The sequence below is a fragment of the Acinetobacter sp. A2 genome, assembly GCF_048537555.1.
GTDB lineage: Bacteria > Pseudomonadota > Gammaproteobacteria > Pseudomonadales > Moraxellaceae > Acinetobacter.
The window spans coordinates 2512640-2534876 of sequence record NZ_CP183239.1; the positions used below are offsets into that span (position 1 = coordinate 2512640).

The 22237-nt window shown below is 43.3% G+C and carries 21 protein-coding genes; 10 read left to right on the top strand and 11 right to left on the bottom strand.

From position 1 onward, the window contains the following. Positions 1-199: 199 nt before the first annotated feature. Complete coding sequence (locus ACNS8M_RS11965) at positions 200-937, bottom strand: type 1 glutamine amidotransferase (protein WP_168418788.1); 738 nt, start codon at positions 935-937, stop codon at positions 200-202. 160 nt (positions 938-1097) lie between these two features. Between ACNS8M_RS11965 and ACNS8M_RS11970 the strand changes: the two genes are divergently transcribed. From ACNS8M_RS11970 to ACNS8M_RS11995, 6 genes are all read left to right on the top strand, one after another. After that, a complete protein-coding gene (locus ACNS8M_RS11970) occupies positions 1098-2291 on the top strand; it encodes a PLP-dependent transferase (protein WP_168525591.1) in 1194 nt (397 codons plus the stop codon). 60 nt (positions 2292-2351) lie between these two features. Further along, on the top strand, positions 2352-3935 hold the full coding sequence (locus ACNS8M_RS11975; RefSeq protein ID WP_168525589.1) for a helicase HerA-like domain-containing protein: 1584 nt from the start codon (positions 2352-2354) through the stop codon (positions 3933-3935). 239 nt (positions 3936-4174) lie between these two features. Further along, positions 4175-5386 (top strand): NO-inducible flavohemoprotein, encoded by a 1212-nt coding sequence (hmpA, locus tag ACNS8M_RS11980; protein WP_168418784.1) that lies wholly within the window; start codon positions 4175-4177, stop codon positions 5384-5386. Positions 5387-5479: 93 nt separating this feature from the next. Next, on the top strand, positions 5480-5923 hold the full coding sequence (locus ACNS8M_RS11985) for an RrF2 family transcriptional regulator (RefSeq protein ID WP_168418785.1): 444 nt from the start codon (positions 5480-5482) through the stop codon (positions 5921-5923). A gap of 122 nt (positions 5924-6045) precedes the next feature. Then, positions 6046-6906, top strand: a complete 861-nt coding sequence (gene yihA, locus ACNS8M_RS11990) for a ribosome biogenesis GTP-binding protein YihA/YsxC (protein WP_419224832.1) — start codon at positions 6046-6048, stop codon at positions 6904-6906. A gap of 193 nt (positions 6907-7099) precedes the next feature. Then, positions 7100-7513, top strand: coding sequence for a VOC family protein (locus ACNS8M_RS11995; protein WP_168419475.1), 414 nt, complete (start codon positions 7100-7102; stop codon positions 7511-7513). A 53-nt stretch (positions 7514-7566) separates the two neighbouring features. Here the strand turns inward: ACNS8M_RS11995 and ACNS8M_RS12000 are convergent, their stop codons facing one another. Beyond that, positions 7567-8808: a dicarboxylate/amino acid:cation symporter gene (locus tag ACNS8M_RS12000; protein WP_168419476.1), complete on the bottom strand. Its 1242-nt coding sequence runs from the start codon at positions 8806-8808 to the stop codon at positions 7567-7569. Between the two features lie 158 nt (positions 8809-8966). Then, positions 8967-9839 carry an acyl-CoA thioesterase gene (locus tag ACNS8M_RS12005; protein WP_168419477.1) on the bottom strand — a complete coding sequence of 291 codons (873 nt, stop codon included), beginning with the start codon at positions 9837-9839 and terminating at the stop codon, positions 8967-8969. A gap of 291 nt (positions 9840-10130) precedes the next feature. Between ACNS8M_RS12005 and plsB the strand changes: the two genes are divergently transcribed. Next, positions 10131-12695: a glycerol-3-phosphate 1-O-acyltransferase PlsB gene (gene plsB, locus ACNS8M_RS12010; RefSeq protein WP_168419478.1), complete on the top strand. Its 2565-nt coding sequence runs from the start codon at positions 10131-10133 to the stop codon at positions 12693-12695. Positions 12696-12748: 53 nt separating this feature from the next. Here the strand turns inward: plsB and ACNS8M_RS12015 are convergent, their stop codons facing one another. Further along, on the bottom strand, positions 12749-13570 hold the full coding sequence (locus ACNS8M_RS12015) for an NAD-dependent epimerase/dehydratase family protein (protein WP_168419479.1): 822 nt from the start codon (positions 13568-13570) through the stop codon (positions 12749-12751). A gap of 36 nt (positions 13571-13606) precedes the next feature. On the opposite strand from ACNS8M_RS12015, the gene recG reads away from it, so the two are divergent. Together recG and ACNS8M_RS12025 are read left to right on the top strand one after the other, a co-directional pair. After that, complete coding sequence (recG, locus tag ACNS8M_RS12020) at positions 13607-15652, top strand: ATP-dependent DNA helicase RecG (RefSeq protein ID WP_419224834.1); 2046 nt, start codon at positions 13607-13609, stop codon at positions 15650-15652. Positions 15653-15667: 15 nt separating this feature from the next. Beyond that, the gene (locus ACNS8M_RS12025) at positions 15668-16303 is read left to right on the top strand and encodes a ComF family protein (RefSeq protein WP_168459968.1); all 636 of its coding nucleotides are present in this window, start codon (positions 15668-15670) and stop codon (positions 16301-16303) included. A 57-nt stretch (positions 16304-16360) separates the two neighbouring features. Here ACNS8M_RS12025 and ACNS8M_RS12030 read toward each other — a convergent pair whose 3' ends face one another. Together ACNS8M_RS12030 and ACNS8M_RS12035 are read right to left on the bottom strand one after the other, a co-directional pair. Next, positions 16361-16783, bottom strand: coding sequence for an NUDIX hydrolase (locus ACNS8M_RS12030; protein ID WP_419224835.1), 423 nt, complete (start codon positions 16781-16783; stop codon positions 16361-16363). Positions 16784-16787: 4 nt separating this feature from the next. Continuing rightward, positions 16788-17393, bottom strand: coding sequence for a TIGR00730 family Rossman fold protein (locus ACNS8M_RS12035; protein WP_168419483.1), 606 nt, complete (start codon positions 17391-17393; stop codon positions 16788-16790). A gap of 152 nt (positions 17394-17545) precedes the next feature. On the opposite strand from ACNS8M_RS12035, the gene ACNS8M_RS12040 reads away from it, so the two are divergent. Continuing rightward, entirely contained in the window at positions 17546-18559 is a 1014-nt protein-coding gene (locus ACNS8M_RS12040; protein WP_168419484.1) for a magnesium and cobalt transport protein CorA, read from the top strand. Positions 18560-18740: 181 nt separating this feature from the next. On the opposite strand, the gene ACNS8M_RS12045 is transcribed toward ACNS8M_RS12040, so the two are convergent. Genes ACNS8M_RS12045 through ACNS8M_RS12065 form a run of 5 tightly spaced genes read right to left on the bottom strand, consistent with a single transcriptional unit; the run spans position 18741 to position 21957 of the window. After that, positions 18741-19028: an STAS domain-containing protein gene (locus ACNS8M_RS12045; RefSeq protein ID WP_419224836.1), complete on the bottom strand. Its 288-nt coding sequence runs from the start codon at positions 19026-19028 to the stop codon at positions 18741-18743. A gap of 12 nt (positions 19029-19040) precedes the next feature. After that, positions 19041-19676, bottom strand: coding sequence for an MlaC/ttg2D family ABC transporter substrate-binding protein (locus tag ACNS8M_RS12050; protein WP_178318815.1), 636 nt, complete (start codon positions 19674-19676; stop codon positions 19041-19043). Between the two features lie 15 nt (positions 19677-19691). Next, positions 19692-20363, bottom strand: a complete 672-nt coding sequence (locus tag ACNS8M_RS12055; protein ID WP_168419183.1) for an outer membrane lipid asymmetry maintenance protein MlaD — start codon at positions 20361-20363, stop codon at positions 19692-19694. Next, positions 20363-21142, bottom strand: coding sequence for a lipid asymmetry maintenance ABC transporter permease subunit MlaE (gene mlaE / locus ACNS8M_RS12060; RefSeq protein ID WP_168419184.1), 780 nt, complete (start codon positions 21140-21142; stop codon positions 20363-20365). Before mlaE ends, ACNS8M_RS12055 begins: the two co-directional genes overlap by 1 nt. Next, the gene (locus tag ACNS8M_RS12065; RefSeq protein ID WP_168419185.1) at positions 21139-21957 is read right to left on the bottom strand and encodes an ABC transporter ATP-binding protein; all 819 of its coding nucleotides are present in this window, start codon (positions 21955-21957) and stop codon (positions 21139-21141) included. Before ACNS8M_RS12065 ends, mlaE begins: the two co-directional genes overlap by 4 nt. Between the last annotated feature and the right edge of the window lie 280 nt (positions 21958-22237).

Here is a 22237-nt window from a genome sequence, read left to right on the forward strand (position 1 = left end):
GCAGTGAATTATCACTAAGGTCATGATCGATGCCACGACTGTCACGATGTTAACTACTTTCTTCGCAGTTAACCCCCTTGCATAAAGGGTCGCCCATTATAACGATTGTTTAATGCATAAGCAAATCCCTTTTAGCCTTTATTGCTTTATTTTTCATGTTCTACCAATTATATAATGGATCAATTACAACCATTTGCTTTCAAGTGCTTGTTTGTGCGAGTAAATAATCAATTGCTTGGTTTAGCAATTGATTACCCGGCTGAAACTGACGACTTGTACTACGTTTCAATTCAGCAGCCGCTTGTACATAAGTTCCTGCAAAGATATTTTTCTCAGCATCATTATCTAAAAACAATTGTAGTACCTGTGGGGTGATTTCAGGATGGAACTGAAAACCGAGGACATGGTTGCCTATTTGATAAAGCTGATTGGTACAAACGGGGTTGGTAGCTAAGCGTATAGCACCTTTTGGTAATTCAAAGGTTTCGCCATGCCATTGCATCACCTTAATTTGATCAGGCAGCTCAAAACAGGAAGCAGGTACATCACTGACCTTATACACATCATGCCAACCACGTTCTTGTTCAGGATTACGACTGACTGCTGCGCCAAGTGCATTAGCAATTAATTGCCCACCCAGACACAAACCAATTGCAGGCTTACCCAGAGACAAATAGCGACGAATCCAGCGTTTTTCTATTTTCAACCATGGGAAATTGGCCTCATCGTTTACACTCATGGCGCCGCCCATCACAATCAACAAATCGACATCTTCTACCTGTGGCAAGGCTTCAATTTCGATATTTTGTTCAGGCGGCAAGGCAAAAAATTCTGTTGCACTGATTTGTGCCTGCATCTGCTTTAAATAGGAATAGCAACTTCCGAACCCTTCTCCAGCAATGTGCTGAAAATAATGCACTCTTAATGGCGCTTGCATTTTACTCATCCTTTCTCATGTCTACCCCTGAGCTTCTGCAAAAATAGCGCCAACTTCAACAGTCATGTTGTATTTTTAAACAGTTCCGCTTTTTTATAGCCTAAAGTCTGTGTTTCTCTTAAGCTAAAGCCAATACAGACTGATTTACCTGAGTGAACCTGTGAAAAAAAATGCTCAAACTGCTTTAATTCATGCACCAAGACGTGCCCCACAATATATTTCAAGTGTACAACCTCCCCTATTTCGTGCATCGACCATTATTTTTGAAAATACCAATGCCTTATTCAACCGCCATTGGACCGATGCTTATGACTATAGTTATGGTACACATGGCACACCCACCACCTTTACACTTGGTGATCAGATTGCACAAATAGAAGGCGGGCAAAATTGCTTACTGGCGCCTAGCGGCCTGTCTGCAATCAACTTAGTTAATTCCTGTTTTTTAAGTTATGGCGATGAAGTTTGGGTGGCCGACAATATTTACGGCCCTAACATGGAGCATTTGCGTAATTTAGAGCAGCGTTACGGCATTACAGTTCAGGTGTATAACCCGATTGATGCCACAAGCTTTCAACCCTCTGAAAAAGCCAAACTCATTTGGCTGGAAGCAGCAGGCTCCGTCACACTGGAGTTTCCTGACCTCACCGCTTTAGTCAAAAAAGCCAAGGCACAGAATATCCTCACCGCTTTAGATAATACCTGGGGTGCGGGCTTAGCATTTAATGCTTTCGACTTTGGTGATGAACATTTAAGTGTCGATATCAGCGTGCATGCCTTGACCAAATACCCAAGTGGTGGTGGCGATATTTTAATGGGGTCGGTGGTGACACGCGATCAGCATTTGCATCATCAATTATTCCGTATGCATGCAATTCAAGGCATTTGTGTGTCGGGCGATGATGTTGCACAAGTTCAGCGCAGTCTGGCATCTATGCAACTACGCTATGAACATCAAGCACAAAGCTGTATTGAATTGCTGAACTGGTTAAAATTACAACCGCAGTTCGCACAGGTTTTGCACCCTGCCGATGCTACATCTGCTGGTCATACATACTGGAAAGAAATTTGCCGTGCAGGACACAGCGCAGGCTTGGTCAGTGTCATTTTTAAACCTGAATATGATTTAGCCGCTGTACGTCAATTCTGTGATGGATTATCTTTATTTAAACTGGGGTTTAGTTGGGGTGGCCCGCTTAGCTTGGTCATGTTGTACGATTTAAAACCAATGCGCCATCTTGAGCATAAGCATTTAGCCCAAGGCATCTTGGTTCGCTTCTGTATAGGCTTAGAACATCCTGCAGATTTAATTCAAGATATTCAGCAAGCCTTGCAGCATTTGCCCAATCCCTAAAAATTAGGTCTGACGTCAATACTTTCAATTTTAATAATAGTGACAGATTAAGGATAAAATATGAGTACAGCCATCGTCATTGCTAAAAAAACTGCCGATGTTCAACAAGATGTGGTTTTACATTCTCAATTTGCCAACCGCCATGGTTTAATTGCAGGGGCAACAGGTACAGGTAAAACTGTCACGCTTAAAGTCTTGGCAGAAAACTTTTCCCGCATTGGCGTGCCTGTATTTTTGGCCGATGCTAAAGGTGATGTATCTAGCCTTGCCAAAGCAGGTAGCAGCAGCCCTAAGTTTGAAGCACGTATTCAAAGCTTAGGCATTGAAAGCATTCCATTTGCCGCATCACCTGTGGTGTTTTGGGACTTATTTGCCGAACAAGGCCACCCGATTCGCACCACCATTTCTGAAATTGGCCCATTATTATTGGCGCAAATGCTGAACTTGAATGACACGCAAGAAGGTGTTTTATCTGCAGTATTTCGTATTGCCGATGATCAGGGCTTATTACTGATTGATTTTAAAGATTTAAAAGCCATGCTGACCTATGTTAGCGAACATGCCAGCGAGTTTAAGGCAGAGTATGGCAACCTCTCTCCTGCCAGTTTAGGCGCGATTCAGCGCAACTTACTGGCTTTGGCAGATCAGGGTGGTGATCAGTTTTTTGGTGAACCGAGTTTAGATATTCTGGATTTTATTCAGACCGATAGTCAGGGACGTGGCAATATTAACGTGCTCGCAGCCGACAAACTCATGAACACCCCTAAACTTTACGCCACTTTTTTATTGTGGATGTTGTCAGAACTGTTTGAGCAATTGCCTGAAGTGGGCGATATGGACAAGCCAAAACTGGTGTTCTTTTTTGATGAAGCACACTTGTTATTTGACAATGCCAGCAAAGCCCTGCAAGAAAAAATCGAGCAAGTAGTACGCCTGATTCGCTCTAAAGGTGTCGGGATTTATTTTGTGACCCAGAACCCGCTAGACCTCCCTGAAAGCGTGTTGGGGCAGTTGGGTAACCGTGTACAACATGCTTTACGTGCTTTCACACCTAAAGATCAAAAAGCAGTGAAAACCGCTGCAGATACTTTCCGTGCCAACCCTGAATTTAAAGTTGAACAAGCCATTACCGAACTGGCGGTTGGCGAAGCCCTGATTAGCTGCTTGGATGAACAAGGCACACCGCAAGTCGTAGAGCGTGCTTGGATTATGCCGCCTTACTCTGCTTTTAGCCCAATTAGCACTGAAGAACGTACAGCCTGCATCAATCAAAGCGTGATTGCAGGCGTGTATGAAAAGCAGCTCGACCGTGAAAGTGCCTACGAGATGTTGCAACAAAAAGTTGAACAACGACAGCAACAAGCTGCAGCGGAAGAGCAAGCCAAAATTGAAGCAAAAGAAGCCGAGGCACGTGCCAAACAAGAAGCCAAAGAAACAGAAGCCTTGGCAAAACAGCAGGCACGTGAACAGGAACGCTTGGCCCGTGAACAGCAAAAAGAAGCAGAACGCGCTGCCAAACAGCGTGAAAAACTGACTCAGGATATTGTGGGAACCTTTGCCAAAAGTGCAGCACGTAGCTTAGGCGGTTCTACTGGGCAGAAAATTGTACGAGGTTTGTTAGGGTCATTATTTGGTAAGAAATAGCATGTTATAAACGATGAGGTTTGTATAAATTTCATTCATGGATGCACCACCCAAAACCTGAATGAACACTTAAAAACCTCTCGCTGTCACATCTACAAACTCCATAAAAACTTTAAAAATTATGGGATATTTTTATAATACATAATTTTTTTAAGGTTTTTCCAAAAATTGGTTGCAATCCTTATTTATAAGATATATTTTAAATACATCTTATAAATAACAGCCATGAGAGATCGAACATGACTCCACAGCAAATTGACCTTGTAAAAGCAACTGTTCCTGTACTGCGTGAAAATGGTGTCGCACTCACAGGTTATTTCTATAATCGCATGTTGGGGAATAATCCTGATCTAAAAGAAACCTTTAACATGGGTCACCAACGTAGTGGTGCGCAGGCTCAAGCGCTTGCAGGTGCTGTATTGGCTTATGCTGAAAATATTGAAGATCCATCTGTACTTGCTCCTGTCATTGAGCTGATTGCCCACAAACACGTGAGCTTAAACATTCAAGCACCTGACTATAATATTGTGGGCGAAAACCTGCTGCATTCTATTAGTGAAGTGTTGAATATTTCGATGGAAGATCCACTGATTGATGCTTGGGCAGCAGCCTACGGTCAATTGGCTGAGGTATTTATTAATGCGGAACGTGCAATCTACGAACAGCATCAACAAACTAAAGGTAGCTGGTTAGGCTGGCGCAACTTTAAAATTGCCAAGAAAGTGGTAGAAAGTGACGAAATCACCTCTATTTACTTCGAGCCAGTAGATGGTGGCGATTTACCAAATTACGAAGCAGGTCAATATATTTCGGTACGTGTGTTTGTAGAAGAACTTGGCTTGAAACAGCCACGTCAATATACGCTTTCAACTAGCCCACAAGCTGACTATTTACGTATTTCAGTCAAACGTGAACCAGGCAATGGCGCAGATCAAGTAGCAGGTTGGGTATCGAACACACTTCATGGCTTACCAGAAGGCGCTGAAGTTGAAGTGTCTGCACCAACAGGTAACTTCTACTTAATTGACAGCAACAAACGTAATGTCTTTATTAGTGGTGGTGTAGGCCTAACGCCAATGATTGCCATGCTGAACCAATTGGTGACTTTGGATGTACCGCAACCTGTAAGCTTTATTCATGCATGCCGCAGCAAACAAGTCCATGCAATGAAACAGCACCTACAAGACATCGCTGCTAAATATCCGCGCATTCATACCTTAACAGCCTATGAATTCCCGAACGAAGGTGATGTATTAGGTCAAGATTATGATGTTGCAGGTCGCCTAGATTTAAGCACAGTAGATGCAGCACTATTACCAGCAGATGCAGACTTCTACCTTTGCGGCCCAATGCCATTTATGGCAGAACAACGTAAAGCCTTGCTTGCTCGTGGTATTAAAGATGAGCAAATCCATAGCGAAGCATTTGGTACAGGTGGTGTGCGCCACTAATCCAAAGCATTAAAAAGCAGATAGGTAAGGCTAGTCTAGTTATGCTAGACTAGCCTTAATTTCTTCATTTTTTGAAAAAACATCTGTGCGATCATGCAATTAAATAAATTCACCGACTATGCACTGCGTATTTTAATGTATATCTCACGACCACGAGATGTACCCTATACCATTGCGGAAATTGCACAGGATTTGCATGTTTCCCAAAACCATTTGGTTAAAATTGTCCACTTTATGGGCAAGCAGGGCTGGTTGATTACCACTCGTGGTAAAGGCGGTGGAATTCGCCTGCATCCCGATGCAATCCCGTTACGTTTAGGTTATGTGGTCAGAGTTCTACAAGGGGAAAACCAGATTGTAGAATGTAACACCCCACCGTGCGTACTCCGCTCACAGTGTGGGCTCAAAGGCATATTGAATCGGGCAATGGAACAGTTTTACCAAAGCCTAGACCAATACAGCCTAGGCGAAGTACTGCAACCTACTCAAAATATGCAGCTCAGCACCCAATCCCCTATTCCGCTAATTCACCTCTAAAGGTAATCGCTGATATTAAGCAAACCCACTCGCTTTTTTAGAGCTTTCAATTCGCAAAGTTCGCTTGCCTGTATGACTTGCTTTATAATGCCTGTTTGTAGACCATGAATTGAAGTTAAGTTATGCACCACAGCAGAGGAAAATCGAAAAACAGTAAGGCAGCGGCACAGCTACGGCAAAAAATCAGCTACGAGAAAAAAGTTGATCCAGCCATTACTGAGTACTCTGTTCGCGCCCTGAACTGGTTGCGGAAAGCTGAGTTCTTAATGAGTGCACCTAAACTCAACCTCTGCGTGGAAGATACAGGCTATGAAATTGCCTTTGCAGGTCGTTCCAATGCAGGTAAATCTAGTGCAATTAATGCCTTAACCAATCAAAAGCAATTGGCTCGTGCCTCTAAAAGACCTGGTCGTACCCAAATGATCAACTTCTTTAGTTTGGGCAACCCTGATCAACGTCTAGTCGATTTGCCCGGTTATGGTTATGCAGCTGTACCTGAAGCCATGAAAATTGTGTGGCAAAAAGAATTGGAAAATTATCTGATTCACCGCAAAAGCTTACAAGGCTTGGTGTTACTTATGGACATTCGCCATCCTTTACAACACTTTGATGTCATGATGCTGGAATGGGCATATTCACGTAAATTATTCGTGCATGTACTCCTCACCAAATCAGACAAGCTCAACCGTGGCCCTGCTAATAAGGCATTGCTTGAAGTAAAACAACAGCTGAAAAAAATGAAATTAGATTTCTCCATTCAACTGTTCTCTTCACTAAACAAGCAAGGTTTAGAAGAATTGGCCAGTGTGATGGGCGGACGCTTAAACTTTACTTTAGAGCAAGCACATCACTTTGATTTAGACAGCATTCCAGAAGCCACTGGCGACGATGTTGATGTTGATGTTGATGTTGATGTTGATGTTGATCAGCCTGTAGCTGTAGAAGCTAACGATCCAACCACATCTGATACAGAAATCAAATAATCCATTAAATCTCTGACTAGTGCTTTATAAAATAAAGTCCTATTTGTGTAATATCGAATAGGACTTTTTATTTTTGTTTTCCCTCACACCTGTTAGTGCCATTTTTTACACCACCAAAGTTGCACTTTACAACGCATAAAGAAATACCCTACTGTCAAAGTAATAACAATTACAGCAGATAAGGAGATCAAACATGCGGGCACATCTTTCAGTCATTACCCTTGCGGTAGAAGATTTACAACGTGCACTTGAGTTCTACCGTGACGGTCTAGGGCTTGCCACTGAAGGCATTATTGGTCAGGAATTTGAACAAGGTGCTGTCGTATTTTTTGAACTGCAAGCGGGGCTAAAACTGGCATTATGGTCTAAACACAGCTTACAACAGGACATTGGCTTCGCCCCTGCCGAACAAGGCACAGCACAAATCACTTTGGGCCATAACGCACATAGCCCACTTGAAGTAGATCAGGTATTAAAGCAAGCGCAAAATGCAGGTGCAAAAATTTTAAAACCTGCACAGAGCACCTTTTACGGCGGCTATGCAGGTTATTTTCAGGACTTAGATGGTCATATTTGGGAAGTCGTTTATAGCCCTTGCTGGGAATAAACCTTTCACTAAAAAAATGTCCTTTTAGTGAAATATCGCTTGAAGCACGGTATTTAAGTATTTAATGCAGGGTCTTCACGGGTATGCCGATCGACCACCACACTGATCATCATATCGCCCTGCACATTCACCACGGTACGCACGGTATCTAGTAAACGATCTATGGGCAATAAAATTGCAATCGCCTCTGCGGGCAAACCAACCGACTGCAATACCATAATCATGGTCACCATTCCTGCACTAGGAATACCTGGCGCACCGAGTGAGGCAATCATGGCCGTCGCACAGACAATCAGTTGTTGCCCTAAACTTAAATCCAGCCCCATTAAGTTGGCAATAAACAGTGCTGCGGCCGCCTCATACAAGGCCGTTCCATCCATATTCAATTGTGTACCTAGCGGAATCACAAAGCCTGCTGTTTGCGGCCGTACACCTAAATTTTCCTGTGCACATTTCATAGACAGCGGCATGGTGGCCGAACTGGAACTAGTGGCAAAAGCAGTGATCAGCGCCGCACGTGTACCTTTAAAAAAGGTGATCGGATCCATCTTGCCAAAAACCCATAACAGCAAAGGCAACACCACCGCACCATGAAAAATGGTGGTACCTGTCACAACGGTGGCAAACTCTGCCAAACGGCTAAGTACTGAAATATCTTCAGTGGCGACCAACTTGGCCAATAAGGCAAAAATACCAAATGGTGCCAGTTTCATTACCCAACCAATCATCAACATCATAATTTCAAAGAATTGCTGGCTGAGTTTACGAACCGTTTTAAAATGCTCACCGCCTTTAACCAGCGCCACACCCACCAACAAGGCAAAAATCACCACCGCCAAAACATTGCCTTCAGCAAAAGCTTTAAATGGATTGATTAAGGTGTTTTGAATGAAGTTGGTAAAAAAAGAAGAGGGTGTGAGCGTGTCTGGGGTTTGATGCTGCGCCATCGCATCCTGAAACATCACAATATCCACACCTTTGCCGACAGCAAATAAATGTGCACAGGCCAAACCTAAAATTAAAGCCAGTGTGGTGGTAGTAACACAACATGCCAAAGTAATTTTCCAGACTCGACTTAACTGCCCCACGGCTTGTAAATTCGATACCCCGACCACAATCGAGCTAAAAATAAGCGGGATTAACAGCATTTTCAGTAAGCCGATAAAAATACTGCTCACAATGCCTATGCCATACAAACTGGCTGAAAAAAATGCGGTATCTGGAAATAAATTCAGTATAAAACCAAACACCACACCCAAAATTGCGGCAATGAATATTTGTGTATTGAGGCTCATACGCTGTTTAATTTTTTAATATGATGTGTGGACTATGCCATGCAGCGTGGGTTGAATCGAGAAATATTTTTAGGCACAGCCCAAACGCAATTATATAAGCAATAAAAAACCGACTGCATAACAGTCGGCCAATTAAGGTAAATTTCACCCAAAATGTATTATTGAGTTTCAATTTCACGTAAACGAATCAGACCTTCTTGGCTGGTACTACACACCAATTCACCATTTTGCCACATGCGCCCAAAGTTCAAACCACGTGAACTGCTGCTAATGGTCGCATCCATGTCATATAACATCCAGTCATCTACACGGAATGGCTTATGGAAATACATGGCATGGTCAATACTGGCACACTGCAAACTTGGCGATAAATAACTTAAACCATGTGGGCGAAGTGCTGTCGTCATTAAAGTTAAGTCTGAATAAAATGCGGCAATAGCCTGATGTAAAGAGACTTCATCCACTTCTGGGGCAATCGCATCGTGTGTGCGAATGTAGTGCGCATAAACAGGCGCTTCAGGCTGGGGTAAAAAAGGATTGCTCGGGTTAATTGGACGAATTTCAACATGACGATCACGCATAAAACTGGCGCGAACGTTTTCAGGTACAAATTCAACAATATGCTGTTTTAATTCAGCTTCATTTTTTAAAAGTTCAGCGGCTGGATAATTCGGCTCTGAAATTTGATAGTTCAAGCCTTCTTCCAATGGCGCAAACGACACCATTGCCGTAAAAATAGTACGTCCATGCTGAATCGCACGCACCTGACGGCTAGAAAAACTTTTACCATCACGTAAGCGGTCAACTTCATAAATAATGGGTGCATTGACATCACCACCAAATAAGAAATAAGCATGTAAGGAGTGCGCAGGACGATCTGTAGTATTAGAAGCAGCACGCAAAGCCTGTCCTAAAACCTGCCCACCAAAGACACGCTTGCCTACCAAGTTGCGGCTAATGCCTCGATAGATATTTTCTTCCAACTTTTCTAAACGAAGAAGTTCAACCAATTCTTGCGTAAGTGCGTTCATGACTAACCTTATTTATGGCCAAGCGGCGGGATGTTGCAGCGAAATCGATTCAGAAACTGAACCGTAAAATCGTAGCGCTATTTTGCCATAAATTCTGAGTATTTTACTCATCTAAGACTGACCCTTGTGTCACCCTGAATTACGTTTATTTTGCTAAAAAGACGATTTTTAACGATAAAATCTAACAATATTCATGCAAATTATCTAAAAATGCTGTGCCATTATTAGATACAATGGCGCAAAATAAATTCCCTACCAGCTAGGGACTTGGGTGATGAAGTAGGAGTGAATATGTCCAAGCGTGGTTTTGGTCAAATGTATCGTCAGCTTTCAGGCAAGCTGCTTGACCTTGTGGTGACACCGCATGTTCTGGGTGAAGTCCCTGTCAAGGATGCAGCAAATGCAGACTCAGATACCTCACGTACTACCATCACCTGTTATGTATTGCAGAACCACTCTCGCAGTAATGCCTTGGTCGTTGATGGTGAAACACGTCGTTTAAAACTCAGCCCTGCGCTGGATCCTTTAGTGATGGGTTCACATAAGGAAAAAGCCTCGATTCTATTTTTACAGCATCACGATGAAAACAACCTACTCAATCCACCACCTTATGCTTTCCCACCACGCTTGCTGCGTTTAATTGAACAATTAGAACAGCACCCAGAAATTGATATTGAGTTGGTGCCTGTAACCGTGTTGTGGGGACGCTCTCCCGACAAAGAAGATTCATGGTTTAAATTGCTGTTTACCGATACATGGGCAACCCCAGGTACAGTCAAACAATTGATGAATATTGGGGTACATGGTCGTCAGTCTTATTTGGAGTTTCATGAGCCGCAATCTTTACGTGCTTTGATTGAACATGCCAAAACCGAGCATCCCAACCTGTCGCCTGCGACCTTTATTGTCAACACCCTAAATAATTATTTAGATGGGCAGCGTGAAGTCGTACTTGGTCCAGACTTGTCTGACCGTCGCAATGTCATGCTCAGCCTGATCAAGTCTCCCGATGTGCAAGATGCCATCCGTCGTGAAAGTCTACGCAGTAAAATTAGCGTGATTGAAGCTGAGCGTCGTGCGATTGGTTATCTGAACGAAATTGTGTCGGACTACTCGCATGCAGCAGTACGTTTTGCCGATATGGCACTGACCCGCTTATGGACACAATTATACGATGGCGTAGAAGTGCATAATTTCAGCACCGTGCGCGAACTGGCCAAAGATTATGAAATTATCTATACCCCATGTCACCGTAGTCATATCGACTATTTGTTGCTGTCTTATGTGATTTACAAACGAGGCATGATGGTGCCGTACATTGCGGCAGGTGACAACCTAAATATGCCATTTGTCGGGCAATTGCTTCGTGGAGGCGGTGCGTTCTTTATTCGTCGTACCTTCCGTGGCAATGGTTTATATACCACTGTCTTTAAAGAATATTTGTTTAGTATTTTGTCACGCAATACGCCGCTCGAATACTTTATTGAAGGTGGACGTTCACGCACAGGCCGTTTGTTGCCACCTAAAACAGGCATGTTGGCCATGACCATTCATAGTCACTTACGTGGTCGTGCTAAACCGATTGCTTTTGTACCAACCTATATTGGTTATGAACGCCTGATGGAAGGCTCAACCTATGTGGGCGAAATGCAAGGCAAGCCAAAAGAATCTGAATCGCTAATGGGCATTTTAAAAACCATGCGAAAGATTGAACGGATTTTTGGCAAGGTGCATGTCAATTTTGGCGAACCTGTGTTTTTAGATGACGTACTAAAACAACACGATGCAGAACACATCAGCATTGAAAAAAATGATGATCCAATTCCGCCACAAGTTTCAGATGCGGTAAACACATCAGCACATGCGATTTTAGAAAACATTAACCGTGCTGCGGTAATCAACCCTGTCTCATTGCTGTCTTTAATTTTACTGGCGACACCAAAACACACGCTAGATGAAGAAATTTGCGAGAAGCAGTTAGATACTTACCGTAAGCTGCTCACTGCCCTGCCTTATGATGAGCGCACCCAAGTCACGCCATTGTCAGGCAAAGAAATTATTGCCTACGGCTTAAAGCTCAAACTGATTAAACGCGTACAGCACGTATTGGGTGATATTATTGCAATTGCAGATAATCAGGCGGTACTGCTCACCTACTTCCGCAACAACATTTTGCATGCCTTTGTTTTGCCATCATTAATTGCGGCGTTGGTAGAACACAACGGTTCGATTCGTCGTGGCGATCTCATCAATGTCATTCGTACTTTATATCCATTCTTGAAAGCTGAATTGTTCTTAAAATGGCAAGATCAAGAGCTTAAAGAAAAAATTTGTGCCTATGTAGAAGCTCTAATTCAGGCCAAATTGATTTCTGAAGATGCTGAAGGCAATTTAATTTCTCCTGCACCAAACAGTGAAGATCATAACCAGTTGGTGGTCTTAGCTGCACCTGTAATGCAGAGTTTAGAACGTTATTACATGACCTTGGCTTTAATCACACAACGTGGTTCAGGCAATATTTCGGCACGTCAGGTCGAAGAATTGAGCCATTTGGTCGGTCAGCGTTTATCAGTTCTATATGAATTCAACTCACCTGAGTTCTTTGATAAAGCTTTATTCCAAAGCTTTATTAAAGTGCTGACGCAACAGGGTTATATCAGCACCAATAGCGACAATGCGATTGTGTTTGACGACAACTTTAAAAATGTCGCGCAATATGCCAACTTGGTTTTAGATGATGTGACTTTGCAAATGTTACAACACATCACCACCTTCAGTGATGAAGAGTTGCGTGAAGCCTTAGATGCACTGGCTGCACAACAAGCGAAGAAACGTTTGAAACGTAAAAAGAAATAGTTTTTAAAGTTCCTTCTCTTGCACCCTATATGGCGCAAGAGAAGGAGTTTTTATTATTCTATTTCTGCGAATAACTTTGCATAATCCTCCAAGCAATCTACATATTCTAACTGAAATCCTATTTTCTCCATCCGCGTAGCAAAAATCCTTTTCCCCGTTTCCTGCTCACTTTCCAGCACCAACTCAGCTAAAGCACATGCACGCTGAAGTTTTAAAATGATTTCATGCAAAGGCTGTGGCTGATTATTGCTGCAGATATATGATTTTGCAGGATGTTCCACGTGAAGTAAATCTGCCAAGAAACGTACTAAATCATCAATATGAATCCGATTTGACCAATGTATATTGGGGTAACTTTGCGTGCTTTCCACAAGTTTGAGCATTCGTGCAACCGAAGTACCATAAATACCTGAAGGGCGCACAATCACACATTGTTCAGGGTAAGCCTGTTGCCACAATTGCTCCATCTGCAACAACAACTGCCCTTGTGCATCACTCGGATTAGGCACCGTATCATCATCTATACATTCACCTGCATTGTCGCCATAGACTCGTGTAGAGGACACCACAATGATTCGTTTTACAGGATGAGCTTTTAAGGCAGCTGCAATCGGCTGCACAGAATCTACATAAGTGTGTTGATACGCCGCTACAGGACTCAAAGCCGTATTTCGTGATGGTGCAAGTAACACATAAACAGCATCAATAGGTTGAATATGTGATAAATCGAGCTGATGAATCTCCTGAACAAGATGCGTCATATCAGGATCTGTTTTCGGACTGCGGCTAATTGTGGTAATTTGATGACCGAGCGTAAATAGTTGTTTTGCAACACGCTGCGATGTTTTACCATAACCAATAAATAGAATATGCATTCAGCACCTAATCATAGCATTTGAAGTTGAGGGGACATGGCTGCAGTCCATCAGTTGCAAGGGGTAGGCTCTGCCTCTGCTGCATTACTCGAAAAACTAAATATTTTCACCACAGATGACTTACTGTTTCATCTACCGCGTGATTATGAAGATCGTAGCACGATCATCCCCATGAACCAATTGAGTGTGGGGCGCAGCTATTTACTCGAAGGTGTGGTCAAAGGAGTGGATTTCCCTCCTGGCAAACGCAAGTCGATGGCGGTCAATTTAGAAGATGAATTTGGCAAAATCACTTTGCGTTTTTATCATATTTATAAAGGTATTACTGACCGCGCCAATCATGGCAACCGTTTAAGAGTGTTTGGTGAAGTACGGGTGGGTGCACGTGGTTTGGAAATGTACCATCCCGAACTGCAACTGATTACCGAACATACTCCTCTGCCTAAAACCCAACTGACTGCAATTTACCCAAGTACTGATGGTCTGACTCAGGCCAAATTACGCGAATACGTCAAACAAGCTTTGGCACAACATAGCGATGATTTACCCGAGCTACTGCCAGAAAAAATGACCAATGGCTATGCGCTCAAGCAGGCATTGGACTATATTCATCATCCGCCTACCGATGCCAATATGCTGCAATTGGCGCAAGGCTCACATCCTGCACAGCAACGCCTGATTTTTGAAGAACTGGTAGCACATCAAGTCAGCTTACTGACCCGCCGCGCCTATATTCAGCAAATTGCCTCGCCTGCATTTTCCCCTAGTCAAAAACTAGCACCTGCTTTACTCAGTAGCATGCCCTTTCAAATGACAGGCGCACAGCAACGGGTTTCACATGAAATTATGCAAGACCTGCAGCGTAATAAACCCATGCTGCGCTTGGTACAGGGCGATGTTGGTGCAGGTAAAACCTTGGTCGCTGCGGTTGCTGCGTGCCATGCCCTAGAAGAAGGCTGGCAAGTTGCACTGATGGCACCAACTGAAATTTTGGCAGAACAACATTATCTCAACTTTAAAAAATGGTTTGAGCCGCTTGGCTTAACTGTGGCATGGCTATCAGGTAAACAAAAAGGCAAGGCACGCGCTGCAGCTGAACTCGCCATTCAGGATGGCAGTGCCAATTTAGTCGTTGGTACACATGCGCTGTTTCAGGACAATGTGCAATTTGCCAAACTGGGTTTGGTGATTATTGACGAACAACACCGTTTTGGGGTCGATCAACGTTTGGCCTTACGCAATAAAGGCGCCAACCACACCACACCGCATCAATTGGTCATGACTGCAACACCTATTCCACGAACATTGGCGATGTCTGCCTATGGTGATTTAGATACCTCTGTCATAGATGAACTGCCGCCAGGACGCACACCTATTCAAACTGTGACTATTCCGCTAGATCGGCGTGAAGAAGTTCTACAGCGCATTGCCAGCAATTGTGCCGAAGGCAAACAAGCTTACTGGGTCTGTACTTTGGTAGAACAGTCTGAAACTTTGGATGCACAAGCGGCTGAAGCCACTTTTGCTGAAATTAAAGAGCGCTTTACTGAGCTGAATATTGGACTGGTACACGGCAAAATGAAAGCCGATGAAAAGCAGGCGGTGATGCAGCAATTTAAAGACAACCAATTGCAGTTACTGATTGCCACCACTGTCATTGAAGTCGGGGTCGATGTACCTAATGCCTCCATTATGGTGATTGAAAATGCCGAGCGCTTAGGGCTTTCACAACTACATCAGTTACGTGGACGGGTTGGACGTGGTGCCAAAGCCAGTTTCTGTGCGCTGCTATATAAAAACCCACTCTCACAAAATGGACAGGAACGTCTACGGATTATGCGTGAAACCAATGACGGTTTTATCATTGCAGAAAAAGATTTAGAACTGCGAGGCCCTGGTGAGTTACTGGGCACCAAACAAACAGGTGCTATGGGCTTTCGAGTCGCTAAATTAGAACGGGATGATCATTTACTGGCACAGGCACATCATGTCGCACAGCAAATTTTAAAAGATTATCCTGAACATGCCGAAGCCTTATTGAAACGCTGGTTGCCTGAAGCACCACGTTATGCCTATGTTTAAATGCAGGATCATGCGATGCGTCTGGATTTAACTGTATTACAACGTGGGCTTGCCTTGTTCAAGCCACTACAACGCTGTCAGTTATGTCATGTAGATGCGCCATGGCAACATGCGGTCTGTCAAACCTGTTGGCAACAACTGCCTTGGCGCAGTCAGCCTGTTCAACGACAAGAAATGCAGATTCAAGTCGCATTTGATTATCTTTATCCCATCAATCGCATGATTCAACAATTCAAATATGAACAACAGTTACAGTACCAACTGCTGTTAGCAGGTGCATTACAGCAATTGCGCTATGACAAAATTCAGGCAATTGTGCCTATGCCTATTTCCACTGCACGCTTGGCCGAACGTGGCTATAACCAATCTTTAGTGCTGGCTAAGTCTTTGGCTAAACATCTAAATGTGCCCATTTGGCAACCTGTGACTCGCTTGCAACAGCATGCACAAAAAGGCTTAAGCCGCTTAGAGCGTCTGGAAGACATTCATCAGCAATTTCAAATTCAGACTGTGCCTAAAATTCGTTATCGTCGGGTTTTAATTGTAGATGATGTGGTCACAACAGGCAGCTCAATTCACGCACTGAAACAGCAATTGCTTAATCTTGGCTGTCATAAGGTCAATGCGGCATGTGTGGCCAGTGCTGAATAAAGTACCTAGTGCTTTAACCCTCAAAGTGACGCCATTCAACAATTAAAAGACACAACCTTACAAGCATTTGCCGTGTGCGAATTGTTGCTTTAACCAAGGCATCACCACCTCACGGGTCAGAGGTGCCAGCAAAGTGTCTTGATCATCTAAATCAACCCACTTCATTTCGGCAATTTCAGCAGCAATTTGAGGTGCTTGATCAATCTGCACCCAATACACATAACTGACTAAACGGCTGTCAGGTTCATTGGCTGTTGCTGTTTCATAACGTCCAATGAATTGTTGAATTTGTGCCTGACAGCCAATTTCTTCCGCGATTTCACGCAACATGGTCGTTTCAGGTGCTTCATTGGGTTCTAATTTGCCACCCACCTGCATAAAACAATGGGTATACCGTTTACGTACCACCAATAACTGCTGTTCAGCATTTAAAATAATCGCCGCCGCAACAGTAATGGTGTGAGGATGAGTTTTATACATGTGCTTACTTGGTCAACTCTTGTTGCAACCATTCCAGTTCAGGTACTTCCCATTTCATTTCAGGAACACGGTACTGCTCAAACTGCTGTAAAATCTGTTCAAAACAATTAGACACAATCAACGCTTCACAAAAACGTGGCTGGGTAAAACCTTTGACTGTAGTCAGTTGTAAAAATTTCAGCAAGTCATCATAAAAACCATCGACATTAAAAAAAGCACACGGTTTAAAATGAATTCCTAGCTGCGCCCAAGTCCATTGTTCAAAAATTTCTTCCAAAGTGCCTGCCCCGCCAGGTAAAGCCACAAAGGCATCTGCCAACTCTGACATTTTAATTTTTCGGGCATGCATGTTTTCTACAATATGTAATTCGGTCAAATGCGGATGCGCCAGCTCATGTTCTGCCAGACTCTCTGGAATCACACCAATGACTCGACCACCTGCCTGCAAAGCACCGTCTGCCACCACACCCATTAAGCCAGAACGTCCACCACCGTAAATTAAGGTTTTGCCCTGCAACGCCAGTGTTTCCCCCACTTTTCGTGCATTTTCAGCAAAAACAGAATCTTTTCCTGGGGCAGAGCCACAGAAAACAGCAATTGACGCAATCATTTTTTCACCATGTTATCTGGCTGTCATGCCATAAAATTAAACTTCAGGGAGATTTTTAAATAAAATAGCATTCTGAGCAGTGTATTTAGTAAGATCCTTGTCTAAAATACACCCATCCACAAAAACCCATACTGCGCGAGGAGAAAAGACGAATGCTTGAAGCCTTTTATGCCACAGAGCGCGGTAGTCTGGAAGATGCCACCATCAACGGTGGTTTCGATTTGCACCCAGATCTGGTCTGGATTGACCTGATTGCCCCTTCACAAGAAGAACAGCAATGGGTACTGGACGCATACTCACAAAATTTACCCACATTAAAGTCTTTGGAAGACATTTCATCTTCGGCGCGATTCTACCGCGATGATGACGGTATTTTACACATTAGTACCTATTTTTTAACTAAAAATAAAAACTATCAGGTCGATGGCGAAACTGAAGACAATTCCAGTATTTTAGCCACGGTACAAACGGTTGCCTTTATTCTGCACAAAGAGCACCTGTTTACCCTACGCGGTGAAAAATTAGTGGCTTTTCGTGCTTTTCGGGCACGAGCACGACGCAATGACTACGAAATCGACTACAAAGACCCGACTTGGGTCTTGCTAGGCTTGCTAGAGGCTAAGTTAGACGAGCTTGCGGATATCTTGGAAGATATCCACAAGGACTTAGAAAAGTATTCCACAGAAGTCCTGAATAACCGCCATCGAGAGCAAATTTTAGATCTAGATGACATGATTACCCGACTGGCGCAATTAGAAGACATGCTTGGGAAAGCCCAACTGTGTTTGATTGATTTACGTCGTGTCCTGACCTTCTTGGCTCGTCCACGTGCGTTGGGCAGTCATATTTACGATGCAGACATTCGAGAACTCAGTGAAGATGTACGCTCACTGGTCGAACACGATGCTTTCTTATTCCAAAAAGTGCGCTTCTTACTCGACACGACTTCGGGCTTCATTAACACTGAACAGAACGACACCATTCGTCGATTCTCGATTTTACCAAGCATGTTAGCGCCACCAATGCTAGTTGCCAGTGTCTACGGCATGAACACGGATGTATTACCTTTTGCCAAAGGTACCACCAGTTTTATTGTGGTCAGTGTTATTTTAATTGGTTTCTTTATTGGCCCATTGATTTACTTCAGATGGAAAAAATGGATTTGATGCCTTTTATATTTCCTCTCCTTTTAGGAGAGGGGTAGGGAGAGGTTTGCAATTTTTCTTCTCCTTTTAGCAGCGGGTTAGAGAGGTTTGCAACCACTCATAACCTCCCTTTAGTAAAGAAAGGAAATTAACGCAATAAAAAAAGCACCTTACAAGTAGGTGCTTTTTTGTGGTTTCAGTTTTAGGCGATCAGTTTTAAATCATCTTGCAAATGACACGCTTGAATGATTTTCATCATTTTTTCAGGAACAGATTTAAACTGTAAGCCTTTGGCTTCTGGTGTCTGACGCAACCATTGCACCAAAACAGCCAAAGCCAAAGTGCTGCCTTGTTCCAGATTTGCCAAATTCACTACCAAAGGTAGTTGCTGTTGACGAATCAACTGTATGCCTTTTTGGTAATATTGCTCAGCATTACTGAAATCTATTTTTCCAGAAACGCATAATTCCTGATTTGATAATTCAATCACGCCACACCTAACCTATTTTTTCTTTTCAACCGCAGCTTCTGCATCTGGCTTAAAGGTTGCAATAGCTTTATCAATATTGCCACCATTACGCTTCACGTTTGCCGCAAACTGGTTACGGAATTGCAAACCTAGATCAATACCCGAAACGTTGATGTTACGGATTTTCCATTGGCTGCCTTTATCTGCCAACTGGAATGACACAGGAATTTTTTCACCATTGTGAACAAAGTCGATGGTCACTACAGGGTTCTTGCTGTTGGTCGCCTTATAAGGACGCATGGTATAGGTTTGGTTACTGAATTTCGCAAACGCTGTACCATAGTTCTCAATTAAGGTTTCACGGAAGTTTTTCTCAAACTGTGCACGTTGTGCCGCTGAGCTGTATTGGTTGGTTGCATAAGTCCCCATCACAATACGGGTAAATGCTTGCGCATCTACATACGGGTCAAGGTTCTGACGCACAATGGTTTTCACCAATGCTGGATTGTTCTGCAATTTAGCATGATCTGCTTTTAAACGTGTAATCAAGCTATCGGCAACTTTTTTCACAAAAGCTGGTGGCGCTTCTGCGGGTGCAGCAAATGCAGTACCTGCCAACATGGTAGAAAGCACACTTACCGCCAGAGTTTGCTTTAAAAGTGTTTTCACGGACAATCTCCTCAATTACTCAACAAATGACACTTCTGCATCTGTTGTTTCAGCTGTCGCTGTATCTGTGTCTGATGCTGCATTGGATGTTTTCGCTGCACCGCCAGTAATAAACTTACTGATTAAATCTTCTAAATCCATGGTACCTTGGGTATTGGCAATGCTTTCGCCACGTTTCACAAAGTTCAAACCACCACCTGGAACAACTTTGAGATACTTCTCCCCCAACAAACCATTGGTTGCAACCATTATGTAAGCATCTTCATCAATACTGGTAATGGATTTCATGTTACTCAACAGTTGTTGTTCCATTTCTTTTTGTTGCTCAGGACTTGCCTGTTCGTATTCAGCACTGTAACGCAATTCTTCAACTGCATAATTTTGCACTGTTTTTAATTGCTCAGCATTAAAACTGGTCAGTTTACCATCCAACTCAAATTCAACAGTGGCCAAACGTGATACAGGGTCTAAGGTGATGTCATTCACACGCCCAATGGTCACACCGCTCATGGTGACTTTAGCACGTGGTTTTAGACCATTCACATTGTCAAACGTTGCTGTCATATTATAGCTGTCACGTAAATTGGTTCCGACCAATCCACTGACTTTCATCGCCAAGAAAAACAATGCAATGCCTGTCAGAATGACAAAAACACCTACGGCCAGCTCACTAGTACGTGATTTCATTAAACACCTCCGAACATGACCGCAGTCAACACAAAATCAAAACCTAAAACACATAATGAAGAATACACCACGGTGCGCGTGGTCGACGTTGCAATGCCTTCTGAGGTCGGCACACAGGCATAGCCCTGATACACTGCAATCCAGGTACAAATTAATGCAAAAACAAAACTTTTAATAATGGTGCCATTAAAAATATCTTTATAGAATTGCACGCTGCTTTGCATGCCACCCCAGAAAGAACCTTCATCTACACCCAGAAAATCTACCCCAACCATTTTGCCGCCCATAATGCCAATCGCAGCAAAAATAATGGATAGCATTGGCAGGCTAACTATACCCGCCCATAAACGCGGCGATACAATACGCTTGAGTGGGTCTACCCCAATCATTTCCATACTGGCCAATTGTTCTGTAGCTTTCATCAGACCAATTTCAGCGGTTAAGGCAGAGCCTGCACGTCCTGCAAATAACAATGCTGCAACCACAGGGGCGAGTTCACGTAACAAGGTTAAAGACACCATGGTACCAAGCATGGCTTCCGAGCCAATATTGACCAAAATGGAGTAACCTTGTAAGCCTAAAACCAAACCAATGAATAAACCCGAGACCGCAATAATGAGTAGGGACATAACGCCTACACGGTACATCTGGTAAACAAACAGTTTTACCCCAAGCCAAGTTGGCATGGAAAATAAGATTTGCAACAACATTTGGGTGGCGACACCAATGCCACGAACACGCTCAATGACGCGTTGACCTAATGCGGCAATAGCATTCATGAACGCACCTCATCACTTAAATAAGCCCGATGGCTAAATTGATAATCGACAGGCCCTTCGGCAGCGCCTGTTAAGAACTGACGTACAAATGCCGATTCATGCTGTTGTAATTCCGCAGGTGTACCTTCGCCCTGAATCACGCCTTCAGCAATAATATAAATGTAGTCAGCAATCGACAGCGTTTCACCCACATCATGCGACACAATAATAGTGGTTAAATCCAACGCTTCACGTAAAGAACGAATTAAACGAGTCAGTACACCTTTTACAATCGGGTCTTGGCCTGCAAATGGCTCATCGTACATGATCAATTCAGGGTCTAAAGCAATCGCACGTGCTAAGGCTACACGACGGTTCATCCCACCCGATAATTCTGCAGGCATGAGTTGTTCTGTACCACGTAAACCCACAGCTTCGAGTTTTAACGCCACCAGTTCTGCAATTAAATGCTCTGGTAACTTAGTATGCGCGCGCAATGGAAATGCCACGTTTTCATACACGCTCATATCGGTAAACAATGCGCCGCTTTGGAATAACATGCCCATACGTGCCCGGGCAGCAAACAACTCCTGACGTGACATATCTGCAAGGTTTTTTCCATCCAGTAAAATATCACCATGATCGGGCGCCAGTTGACCACCAATCAAGCGTAATAATGTGGTTTTACCTGTACCAGAAGGTCCCATAATGGCCGTAATTTGCCCACGGCGAATTTTTAAACTGACATTTTCAAAAATGACACGTTTCCCTCGCTTAAAGCTCAGTTCATTGACTTCAATCAATGACGGCTCATGTTGAGGTGTTGAATTATTCATAGCTGAGGGTCTTCCTGCATTTTTTCAGCACGCATACTATAAAGGATTGAAGCATAAAATGTTATCTAGCAAATTTTTTAAAACTGTGCACGTCTTGTGCAACTATAAATATTATTGTTATCTAAATCACTTTCATTACAGCAAACACTTAAAAATAAGAGGAAATAATATAATAAATTAAATTACATAAAATCAGCGCTAAACCAATATACGGCATCATCCCCTCTCTCGTCTGCATCAGCATTCGCAAGCCATCGATGTTCATAATTCGCACAACACA

Bases quoted from the DNA above. Each gene is read 5' to 3' on its own strand.
- ACNS8M_RS11965 (WP_168418788.1), bottom strand. From the start codon at position 937: ATGCAAGCGCCATTAAGAGTGCATTATTTTCAGCACATTGCTGGAGAA.
- ACNS8M_RS11975 (WP_168525589.1), top strand. From the start codon at position 2,352: ATGAGTACAGCCATCGTCATTGCTAAAAAAACTGCCGATGTTCAACAA.
- hmpA (WP_168418784.1), top strand. From the start codon at position 4,175: ATGACTCCACAGCAAATTGACCTTGTAAAAGCAACTGTTCCTGTACTG.
- ACNS8M_RS11985 (WP_168418785.1), top strand. From the start codon at position 5,480: ATGCAATTAAATAAATTCACCGACTATGCACTGCGTATTTTAATGTAT.
- yihA (WP_419224832.1), top strand. From the start codon at position 6,046: ATGCACCACAGCAGAGGAAAATCGAAAAACAGTAAGGCAGCGGCACAG.
- ACNS8M_RS11995 (WP_168419475.1), top strand. From the start codon at position 7,100: ATGCGGGCACATCTTTCAGTCATTACCCTTGCGGTAGAAGATTTACAA.
- ACNS8M_RS12000 (WP_168419476.1), bottom strand. From the start codon at position 8,808: ATGAGCCTCAATACACAAATATTCATTGCCGCAATTTTGGGTGTGGTG.
- ACNS8M_RS12005 (WP_168419477.1), bottom strand. From the start codon at position 9,839: ATGAACGCACTTACGCAAGAATTGGTTGAACTTCTTCGTTTAGAAAAG.
- plsB (WP_168419478.1), top strand. From the start codon at position 10,131: ATGTCCAAGCGTGGTTTTGGTCAAATGTATCGTCAGCTTTCAGGCAAG.
- ACNS8M_RS12015 (WP_168419479.1), bottom strand. From the start codon at position 13,570: ATGCATATTCTATTTATTGGTTATGGTAAAACATCGCAGCGTGTTGCA.
- recG (WP_419224834.1), top strand. From the start codon at position 13,607: ATGGCTGCAGTCCATCAGTTGCAAGGGGTAGGCTCTGCCTCTGCTGCA.
- ACNS8M_RS12025 (WP_168459968.1), top strand. From the start codon at position 15,668: ATGCGTCTGGATTTAACTGTATTACAACGTGGGCTTGCCTTGTTCAAG.
- ACNS8M_RS12030 (WP_419224835.1), bottom strand. From the start codon at position 16,783: ATGTATAAAACTCATCCTCACACCATTACTGTTGCGGCGGCGATTATT.
- ACNS8M_RS12035 (WP_168419483.1), bottom strand. From the start codon at position 17,393: ATGATTGCGTCAATTGCTGTTTTCTGTGGCTCTGCCCCAGGAAAAGAT.
- ACNS8M_RS12040 (WP_168419484.1), top strand. From the start codon at position 17,546: ATGCTTGAAGCCTTTTATGCCACAGAGCGCGGTAGTCTGGAAGATGCC.
- ACNS8M_RS12055 (WP_168419183.1), bottom strand. From the start codon at position 20,363: ATGAAATCACGTACTAGTGAGCTGGCCGTAGGTGTTTTTGTCATTCTG.
- mlaE (WP_168419184.1), bottom strand. From the start codon at position 21,142: ATGAATGCTATTGCCGCATTAGGTCAACGCGTCATTGAGCGTGTTCGT.
- ACNS8M_RS12065 (WP_168419185.1), bottom strand. From the start codon at position 21,957: ATGAATAATTCAACACCTCAACATGAGCCGTCATTGATTGAAGTCAAT.